The following is a 9,680-nucleotide window of genomic DNA, read 5'->3' on the forward strand; positions in this document are numbered from 1 at the left end:
GCATGTGCCAGTTCTCCTGGAAGCGCAGGCTGCGTTCGCTCCACAAGCGGTCGCCGAGCCGCGCGGTGTCGTAGATGCGTGTCACCAGAAGTGCTGCGAGCACGCGTTCCACAACGGCCACCGTCGGCTCCCCGGTCAGGAATTCCTCGATCAGGTCGGCCACGCGGTCGACGTCGCCGGTCCAGATCGGGTGGTCGCGCCCCGAAATCTCGACCAGGCGGGCGCCTGGGATCTTTCTGGCCAGGAAGCGGCTGGCGTCGGGATCGACTCGGGCGTCGTTGCGGCGATGGATCAGGTAAGTAGGCACGCTGATCGTCCCGAGCATGTCGCGCACGTCTATGCCGGCATTCATGCGGGCAAGCGCCGTAGCGGCCGTCGGGCTGGCCGACAGCCGCTCGAACCGGCCCCACCACTGAGTGAAGTGGGTATCGTCGACCCGGCCCGGCGCGAAATTGGGCAAGGTCGCGCCGGTGCCCCAGGATGTTTCCGCCGTCTCGATGAATGCTTCCAGCCGTTCCGGCGGCATCACCCATTTGTGGAAATGCGCATAGCCGCCGTAGAGCACCAGCGCCCGCGTCCGCTCCGGATAGGTGGCGGCGAACAGCATCGCCATCGGCGCGCCTTCCGAGGCGCCGAGGATAGCGGCACGGCCGCTGCCTGTGGCGTCCATCACCGCTCGGACATCGTCCATGCGCGTCTCGAGGCTGGGCAGGTGGCGGGTGTCGACGCGGTCGGATAGCCCGGTGCCGCGCTTGTCGAACAGGATCAGCCGCGAGAAGGCGGAGAGCCGTTTCAAGAGGCGGCTGTAGCCCTCGTCTTCCCAATGCAGGTCGAGATTGGAGATGAAGCCCGGTACGAAGACGAGATCGAAAGAGCCCTGGCCGATCACCTGATAGGCGATCCGCACATCCCCGCTACGGGCGTATCTGGTCTCGATCGGCCTCACGCGAACTACCCCGCCCGGCCAGACGACTTTCTGCCGCCAACCATAGCAGAGCCGTGCCGATAGCGGCACCTTAAACTTTAGCGGAAAGGAATATAACGCCGTCCGGTCGCTACATCATTCCTGCGAAGCGGCGATATCGGCCGGAAAGGCTGTGACCCCAAGCTTCCTGTCGGCCTCCGCAGGGGAGATCGGCCGCTTGATCTTGTCCGAGGCCGCGATCACCAACGCGTCGAAATCCTCAGCGTCGCCGTCGAGCAGCTCGAAGAGCTGCCGCCGCATCCGGGGTTCCCAGAATTTGTTGATGTGCTCCGCCAGCCCGGCAATGCCTTCCTCGCGCGGCTTCGAGTGGAAGAAGGTGGCGATCTGGTTGGCCATGCGCACCAGCTTTTCCCTGGTGCTGGCGATGTGGTCTTCGTCATGCGACATGCTTGGCAACTCCGGAAGCCACCCGTTCGGGGTGGGTGAAAATATCGAAATCGTCGCCGCGCACCAGCGCCACCAGCGTCATGCCGGCGGCATCCGCCGTGCGGATGGCAAGCGCCGTCGGCGCCGAAACCGCCATGATGATCGAAGCGCCGATGGCAGCCGTCTTCTGCACCATCTCGACCGAGACGCGCGAGGTCACCACGACCGCGCCGCTTGCGCCATCGATGCCTGCCTTGGCCAGCGCGCCGGCGAGCTTGTCCAGCGCATTGTGCCGCCCGACATCCTCGCGCGCCATCACGACGCCCTTGCCGGGCACGTAGAAGCCGGCCGCATGCACCGCGCCGGTCTCGGCATGCAGCGGCTGAACCTTCGACAGCAACTGGACGGCGCTGGTGATGTCTTCTGCTTGAAGCGTAAGTTTTGACGCACCAACTGCCTCGACCGAGCGCATCGCCTCCTCGATGGACTCAATGCCACACAAGCCGCAGCCGACCGGTCCGGCCAGCCGGCGCCGCCGCGCCTGGAAGCGCGTGTTGGCCTGGTCCTTCAGCCTGATCTGGATGTCGATGCCGGCGCCGAGATCCTCGACCTCGATCGCCTCGATCTCTTTCTGATCGGCGATGATGCCCTCGGTCAGCGAGAAGCCGAGCGCGAAATCCTCGAAATCGGCTGGGCTTGCCATCATCACCGCATGCGTGGTGCCGGCAAAGGAGAACGCCACCGGCGTCTCTTCCGGCACCATGCGGTTCGCGGCCGCGGTGCCGCCGGCGCGATGCGCGAGCCGCGTAATTTGCGTCGTCGCTTTGCGGCGCGCGCCCAAGGACTACTCCGCTGCCGCCAGCGGGGCGATACGCCGGCTCTGCTTGGCCTGCTCGTTATAGTCCTTCTGCCAGTCGGTCGGGCCGTTGGACGGCGCCACCTGCACGGCGGTGACCTTGTATTCCGGACAGTTGGTCGCCCAGTCCGAGAAGTCGGTGGTGATCACGTTGGCCTGCGTGTCCGTATGGTGGAAGGTCGTGTAGACGACACCGGGCGAGACGCGGTCGGTGATCAGAGCGCGAAGCGTGGTTTCGCCGGAGCGGCTCGCCAGCCGCACCCAGTCGCCTTCGCGCACGCCGCGAACCTCGGCGTCATGCGGATGGATCTCCAGCCGGTCCTCGGCATGCCAAGCAACGTTCTCCGTGCGCCTGGTCTGCGCGCCGACATTGTACTGCGACAGGATGCGGCCGGTGGTGAGCAGCAGCGGATAGCGCGGGCCTGTCCGCTCGTCCGTCGCCACATATTCGGTGCGGATGAACTTGCCCTTGCCGCGCACGAAGCCGTCGACATGCATGATCGGCGTGCCGAGCGGCGCCTTCTCGTTGCAGGGCCACTGCACCGAGCCGACACGGTCAAGCAGCTCGAACGAGACGCCGGCGAAGCTCGGCGTCGTCTTGGCGATCTCGTCCATGATCTCAGACGGATGGGTATAGTTCCAGTCGAGCCCGATGGCGCGGGCAAGCTCCTGCGTCGCCTCCCAGTCGGCGTAGCGCGCCTTCGGCTCGATGACCTTGCGCACCATGTTGATGCGGCGCTCGGCATTGGTGAAGGTGCCGTCCTTCTCGAGGAAGGTCGAACCCGGCAGGAAGACATGCGCGTAGTTGGCCGTCTCGTTGAGGAAGAGGTCGTGCACCACGACGCATTCCATAGCGGCGAGACCGCCGGCGACATGCTTGGTGTCGGGATCGGACTGCAGGATGTCCTCGCCCTGGATGTAGATGCCCTTGAACGAGCCGTCGACGGCGGCGTCCAGCATGTTGGGGATACGCAGGCCGGGCTCGTCGTCCAGCTTCACACCCCACAGGCTCTCATAGATGTCGCGCACCGCTTCGCCCGAGATGTGGCGGTAGCCCGGCAGCTCATGCGGGAAGGAACCCATGTCGCAGGAGCCCTGCACATTGTTCTGGCCGCGCAGCGGATTCACGCCGACGCCCGGACGGCCGATATTGCCGGTTGCCATGGCGAGGTTGGCGATCGCCATCACCGTGGTCGAGCCCTGGCTGTGTTCGGTGACGCCGAGGCCGTAATAGATCGCGCCATTGCCCCCCTTGGCGTAAAGGCGCGCGGCACCCCGGATGGCTTCAGGGTCGACGCCGGACAGCTTGCCGACCGTCTCCGGGCTGTTCTCCGGCAGGGCGACGAAGGACGCCCAGTCCTGAAACTCGGCCCAGTCGCAGCGCTCGCGCACGAAGGCTTCGTTGTAGAGGCCCTCGGTGACTATGACATGCGCCAGCGCCGTCAGCACCGCCACATTGGTGCCGGGCTTCAGCGGCAGGTGATAGTCGGCCTCGATATGCGCCGATTTCACCATCTCGGTGCGGCGCGGATCGAGCACGATCAGCTTGGCGCCCTGGCGAAGCCGCTTCTTCAGCCGCGAGGCGAACACCGGATGGGCGGACGCCGGATTGGCGCCGATGATGACGGCGACGTCGGTGAACTCGACCGAATCGAAATCCTGCGTACCGGCCGAGGTGCCATAGGTCTGGCCGAGCCCGTAGCCGGTCGGCGAATGGCAGACGCGCGCGCAGGTGTCGACATTGTTGTTGCGGAAGCCCTGCCGCACCAGCTTCTGGACGAGATAGGTCTCCTCGTTGGTGCAGCGCGAGGAGGTGATGCCGCCGATCGCGGTGCGTCCATACTGATACTGGATGCGGCGGAATTCCTTCGCCGTGTGGGCGATCGCCTCTTCCCAGCTCACTTCGCGCCACGGATCGGTGATCTTCTCGCGGATCATCGGCGACAGGATGCGGTCCTTGTGCGTGGCGTAGCCATAGGCAAACCGGCCTTTCACGCAGGAATGGCCGTGGTTCGCCTTGCCGTCCTTGTAGGGCATCATGCGGATGACCTCGTCATCCTTCACTTCGGCCTTGAACGAGCAGCCGACGCCGCAATAGGCACAGGTGGTGACAGCCGAGCGCTCCGGCATGCCTTTTTCCAGCACCGTCTTCTCGCGCAGCGCATCGGTCGGGCAGGCCTGCACGCAGGCGCCGCAGGAGACGCATTCCGAAGCGATGAAATCCTCATGCATGCCGGCGACCATGCGCGATTCGAAGCCGCGGCCCTCGATGGTCAGCGCGAAGGTGCCCTGCACCTCTTCGCAGGCGCGCACGCAGCGCGAGCAGACGATGCACTGCGCCGGGTCATAGGTGAAATAGGGGTTGGATTCGTCACGCGCGATATAGTCCACCGCCAGCGAGCCATGGCCGGGCGCCACGCCGCCTTCTTCCTTGACGTGGTTGCGGCCTTCGACGCCGTAACGGTTCTCGGCGAGGCCGACCGACTTCGCCACCGCGTCGAACTCGCTGGCGCCGGTTCCGGCCTTCTCGTTCCAGCCCATCGGATGGTCGGAGACATAGAGTTCCATGACGCCGCGGCGGATGGCGTCGAGCCGGTCCGACTGCGTGCGCACCACCATGCCTTCGCCGACCGGCGTCGTGCAGGAGGCGGGCGTGCCGCCGCGGCCCTCGATCTCGACCAGGCAGACGCGGCAGGAGCCGAAGGAATCCAGCATGTCGGTGGCGCAAAGCTTCGGGATCTCGACCCCGCCTTCCATCGCCGCGCGCATGATCGAGGTGCCTTCCGGCACGGTGATGCTTTGCCCGTCGACGGTCAGGGTGACCTGCTTCGTCGCTTTCGACTCCGGCGTTCCGTAGTCGATCTCCTGGATGAGTGTCGGGAAGTCGGCCTTGATGTTCATCTGCCAGCTCCTATTCAGCCGCCACGCGCGCCGGCGCGGGCTTGAAATCCTCAGGGAAATGCGTGATAGAGCTCATCACCGGATAGGGCGTGAAGCCGCCCAGCGCGCAGAGCGATCCGAACTTCATCGTGTTGCAGAGGTCGGTGACCAGAGCGAGGTTCTTCTCCGCTTCGATGCCAGCCGCGACCTTGTCCAGAACCTCCACGCCGCGCGTCGAGCCGATGCGGCAGGGCGTGCACTTCCCGCAGCTTTCCACGGCGCAGAACTCCATGGCGAAGCGCGCCTGCTTCAGCATGTCGGCGGTGTCGTCGAAAACGGTGATGCCGGCATGGCCGATCAGGCCGTCGCGCTTGGCGAATTCCTCATAGTCGAACGGCGTGTCGAACAAAGTGCGCGGGAAATAGGCGCCGAGCGGTCCGCCGACCTGCACCGCCTTCACGGGACGCCCGGAAGCCGTGCCGCCGCCGATCTCGTCGACGATTTCGCCGAGCGTCAGGCCGAAGGCCGTCTCGAACAGGCCACCATGCTTGACGTTGCCGGCGATCTGGATCGGGATCGTGCCGCGCGAGCGGCCCATGCCGAAATCCTTGTAGAAGGCGGCGCCCTTGTCCATGATTACAGGCACCGAGGCCAGGCTGATCACGTTGTTGATCACCGTCGGCTTGCTGAACAAGCCTTGGATGGCCGGCAGCGGCGGCTTGGCGCGCACCACCCCGCGTTTGCCCTCCAGGCTGTTCAAGAGCGAGGTTTCCTCGCCGCAGACATAGGCGCCGGCGCCGACGCGGATCTCCATGTCGAAGGCGTTGGGCGAGCCCAGCACGTTGAGGCCCAGCACGCCGGCCTTGCGGGCGATCGCGACGGCCTTGTTCATCGTCGCCACCGCATGCGGATATTCCGAGCGGATATAAACGAAACCCTTGGTCGCGCCGGTGGCGATGCCGGCGATCGCCATGCCTTCGATCAGCACGAAGGGATCGCCTTCCATGATCATGCGGTCGGCGAAGTTGGCGCTGTCGCCTTCGTCGGCGTTGCAGACGATGTATTTCTGCGCGCCAGCCGTATCCAGCACCGTCTTCCACTTGATGCCGGTCGGGAAGCCGGCGCCGCCGCGGCCGCGCAGGCCCGACTCGGTAACCTGCTTGACGACGTCGGCCGGCGCCATGGCGACGGCGTTCTGCAGGCCGCGCAAGCCGCCTAGCGACTTGTAGGCATCGAGCGACAGCGGATCGTTGATGCCGCAGCGCGCGAAGGTCAGCCGCGTCTGCTTGGCGAAGAAGGGGATCTTGTCGGGCGCGCCTAGCCAGCGCTTGTGGTGGCCGCCGGTGAGGAAGCCGCTGTCGAACAGGCTCTTGACGTCGGACGGCTTGACCGGCCCGTATGCGACGCGACCCTTGTCGGTCGCCACTTCGACCATTGGCTCGAGGAAATAGGCGCCGCGCGAGCCGTTGCGCACGATCTTGGCCTCGACGCCGCGCTCCTTGAGCTCCTTCTCGATCGCCCTGGCGACCTTCTCGGCACCGAGCGCCAGCGCGCCGGAATCTGCGGGGATATAGATGCGCGGGATCATGAACGCACCTCCGCGACGATCTCTTCGATCTTCTCGTCATCGAGCCGGCCGATGACTTCGCCGTCGAGCATCGCCGACGGCGAGCAGGCGCAAAGCCCGAGGCAGTAGACCGGCTCCAGTGTAACCGATCCGTCGCGCGTGGTCTCGTGGAAATCGATGCCGAGCAGCTGCTTGACCTTGGCCGCGACCGCATCCGACCCCATCGACTGGCAGGCTTCCGCCTGGCAGAGCTTGAGCACATGCCGTCCGGCGGGCTTGGCGCGGAAATCGTGATAGAAGCTCACCACGCCATGCACTTCGGCGCGGGAAAGGTTCAGCCCGTCGGCGATCACCGGCAGCGCGTCCTTCGGAACGTATCCGAACTCTTCCTGTATGCTGTGCAGGATCGGCAGCAGCGGGCCCTCGAGGCCCTTCATCTCATCAATGATCGCCGCCGTGCGCGACGCGATCTCGGTACTTGCGGCCTGCATGGTCACGCAGCGCCCTCCCTGGTCGTGGCGGCCAATGTATGTCACCCCAGGATATAGAGCGTTTTCGGGGCAACGACATGCATAGGGCGCAATATCGCTAAGTCCTTACGAAATCAGAGGAAACCTCCGAAATCAATAAAGCGCTCCCGTCGATCGATAGAAATTTCCTATCGAACAGCGGTGGCCCGCATTCTCTAACCTAGCGATGACGGCGGAAATCGTCTGCCAGCGCCATCGCCTCGTCCAGCAGCGCCTGCACCAGAGGCGTGTGCGGCTCGCGGGGTGCTGCCACCAGACCGACCGTGTGACTGGCGTCCGGCTCGACGATCGGAATGGCCCGGATCGGCTCCGAAAAGCCGAACGTTTCCGCGAGGTTGAGCGGCATGATCGACGACCATTTGCCTGTACGGATATGCGAGAACAGCACGATCATCGAGTTGGATTCCAGCGTCGGCCGGACCTGCACGCCGGCCTCCGCCAGATGCTGGTCGATGATGCGGCGGTTCTGCATGTCAGGCGTCAGCAGGCAGAGCGGCAGCTGGCTGATCTCGGCCCACGTCACTTTGTCGCGATCGGAATAGGGGTTCCCGACCGCGGTGATCAACTGGTAGCGCTCGTCATAGAGCGGCACGCTGATGACGCGCCCGAGCGGCTCGTTGTCGAGATAGGTGATGCCGGCATCGACGTCGAAATTGCCGAGCAGCGACAGCACCTCGATCGAGGTCCGCGACAGGATGGAGAAGGTTACGCCCGGATGCTTTTCGCGAAACGGCGTCGTCAGCCGTGCCACCATTGCCAGCGCCGTCGGAACGGCGGCGATGCGGATACGGCCGGCAAGGCCGTGGCGCGCCGCCCGCATCTCCTCGCGCATCGTCCTTGTGTCGCCGACGATGCGTCGCGCCCAGCCCAGCACCTGCCTGCCTTCCGGCGTCAGGCCCTGGAAGCGCGAGCCGCGCAGCACCAGCATGACGCCGAGCTGCTCCTCGAGCTGCTTGATGCCGGCCGACAGCGTCGGCTGGGTGACGCCGCACACCTCCGCCGCCCGGCCGAAATGCTCCTCCTTGGCCAGCGCCAGGAAGAACTCCAGTTTGTCGATCATGCCATCCGATCCAACGCGGTTTAGCTCAAGGTCGGGGAAATCGCATCGCTCCGCAAGACGCACGCACAATCGGACGTCGTCCACATTTTTGAGCCGGCTATCTGTTTTCCCGCGCCGCACATGTGCGCTATGTGGGGGGTGGGCGGATTGAGGAGGACGACATGCTGGCCTGGTTTCGCAAGCTGTTGCCGCGCGAGGATCGCTTCTTCGATCTGTTCGAGCGGCATTCGCGCACTGTGGTCGGCGGCGCCGAAGCCCTTCAGCATCTTCTCAACGGCGAGGACATCGACGGCTGGTGCCAGACGATCGTCGATCTCGAAAACGAGGCCGACGGCATCACCGCCGAGGTCCTGCTTGCGGTCAGGCGCTCCTTCATCACCCCTTTCGATCGCGGCGACATCAAGGATCTGATCCAGTCGATGGATGACGCCATCGACATGATGCACAAGACCGTCAAGACGGTGAAGCTGTTCGAGGTGAGGGAGTTCGACCCGCTGATGCGGGAAATGGGCGGCGTCATCGTCCAGGCAGCCCGGCTGGTCGCGGAGGCGATCCCGCTGCTCGGCAAGGTCGGCGCCAACGCAGCGCGCCTCAACGCCATCGCCGAGGAGGTCATGCGCGTCGAAGGCCGCGCCGACGACCTGCACGAGCAGGGCCTCAAGGATCTGTTCAGGCATCACGGCCGCAGCGACCCGATGGCTTACCTGATCGGCTCGGAGATCTACGGCCAACTGGAAAAGGTGGTCGACCGCTTCGAGGACGTCGCCAACGAGATCAGCGGCATCGTGATCGAGAACGTTTAGGCGATGGAGGCCACGATCGCTTTTCCGCTGCTGATCGGCCTCGTCGCCGTGGCCCTGTTCTTCGATTTCCTGAACGGCCTGCACGACGCCGCCAATTCGATCGCCACCATCGTTTCCACCCGGGTGCTCAGGCCGCATTACGCAGTGTTCTGGGCGGCTTTCTTCAATTTCATCGCCTTCCTGTTCTTCGGCCTGCATGTGGCCGAGACGGTCGGGAAAGGCATTGTCGACGCCAGCATCGTCACGCCGGCGGTGATCTTCTCGGCACTTGTCGGCGCCATCGTCTGGAACATCGTCACCTGGGTCGCCGGCATTCCGTCGAGCAGTTCGCACGCGCTGATCGGCGGGCTGGTCGGCGCCGGCGTCGCCAAGGCCGGGACCGGCGCCATCGTCTGGTCCGGGCTCGGCAAGACGGTCGCGGCGATCGTGCTCTCGCCGGCGACCGGATTCGTGCTGGCGCTCGTCCTGGTTCTCGTCGTCTCCTGGCTGTTCGTGCGCCAGACGCCGTTTGCCGTCGACAACACGTTCCGCGTGCTGCAGTTCTTTTCCGCCTCGCTTTATTCGCTGGGGCATGGCGGCAACGACGCGCAAAAGACCATGGGCATCATCGCCGTGCTGCTCTATTCGCAAGGT

The 9,680-nt window shown here is 65.0% G+C and carries 9 protein-coding genes; 2 read left to right on the plus strand and 7 right to left on the minus strand.

What is annotated here, in order from left to right:
- The 7 genes from EOA27_RS09835 to EOA27_RS09865 form a co-directional block, all read right to left on the minus strand.
- Positions 1-946 (minus strand): alpha/beta hydrolase (locus EOA27_RS09835; protein ID WP_145970307.1); only part of this gene is annotated, 946 nt, incomplete at its 3' end.
- Between the two features lie 114 nt (positions 947-1,060).
- Complete coding sequence (locus tag EOA27_RS09840) at positions 1,061-1,372, minus strand: formate dehydrogenase subunit delta (protein ID WP_126079702.1); 312 nt, start codon at positions 1,370-1,372, stop codon at positions 1,061-1,063.
- On the minus strand, positions 1,362-2,192 hold the full coding sequence (gene fdhD / locus EOA27_RS09845) for a formate dehydrogenase accessory sulfurtransferase FdhD (RefSeq protein WP_126079701.1): 831 nt from the start codon (positions 2,190-2,192) through the stop codon (positions 1,362-1,364). Before fdhD ends, EOA27_RS09840 begins: the two co-directional genes overlap by 11 nt.
- Before the next feature lie 3 nt (positions 2,193-2,195).
- Positions 2,196-5,108, minus strand: coding sequence for a formate dehydrogenase subunit alpha (fdhF, locus tag EOA27_RS09850; protein WP_126079700.1), 2,913 nt, complete (start codon positions 5,106-5,108; stop codon positions 2,196-2,198).
- Positions 5,109-5,118: 10 nt separating this feature from the next.
- The gene (locus EOA27_RS09855) at positions 5,119-6,675 is read right to left on the minus strand and encodes an NADH-quinone oxidoreductase subunit NuoF (RefSeq protein WP_127256053.1); all 1,557 of its coding nucleotides are present in this window, start codon (positions 6,673-6,675) and stop codon (positions 5,119-5,121) included.
- Positions 6,672-7,151, minus strand: coding sequence for a formate dehydrogenase subunit gamma (locus EOA27_RS09860; protein WP_126079698.1), 480 nt, complete (start codon positions 7,149-7,151; stop codon positions 6,672-6,674). Before EOA27_RS09860 ends, EOA27_RS09855 begins: the two co-directional genes overlap by 4 nt.
- A gap of 193 nt (positions 7,152-7,344) precedes the next feature.
- Positions 7,345-8,244 carry a LysR family transcriptional regulator gene (locus EOA27_RS09865; RefSeq protein ID WP_126079697.1) on the minus strand — a complete coding sequence of 300 codons (900 nt, stop codon included), beginning with the start codon at positions 8,242-8,244 and terminating at the stop codon, positions 7,345-7,347.
- A 161-nt stretch (positions 8,245-8,405) separates the two neighbouring features.
- Here EOA27_RS09865 and EOA27_RS09870 point away from each other — a divergent pair, with 161 nt between their 5' ends.
- Together EOA27_RS09870 and EOA27_RS09875 are read left to right on the plus strand one after the other, a co-directional pair.
- A complete protein-coding gene (locus tag EOA27_RS09870; RefSeq protein WP_126079696.1) occupies positions 8,406-9,047 on the plus strand; it encodes a DUF47 domain-containing protein in 642 nt (213 codons plus the stop codon).
- 3 nt (positions 9,048-9,050) lie between these two features.
- A partial coding sequence (locus tag EOA27_RS09875; protein WP_145970308.1) for an inorganic phosphate transporter occupies positions 9,051-9,680 on the plus strand: 630 nt, incomplete at its 3' end.

This window comes from Mesorhizobium sp. M2A.F.Ca.ET.037.01.1.1, from assembly GCF_003998075.1.
In the GTDB taxonomy this organism is placed as follows: Bacteria; Pseudomonadota; Alphaproteobacteria; order Rhizobiales; family Rhizobiaceae; genus Mesorhizobium.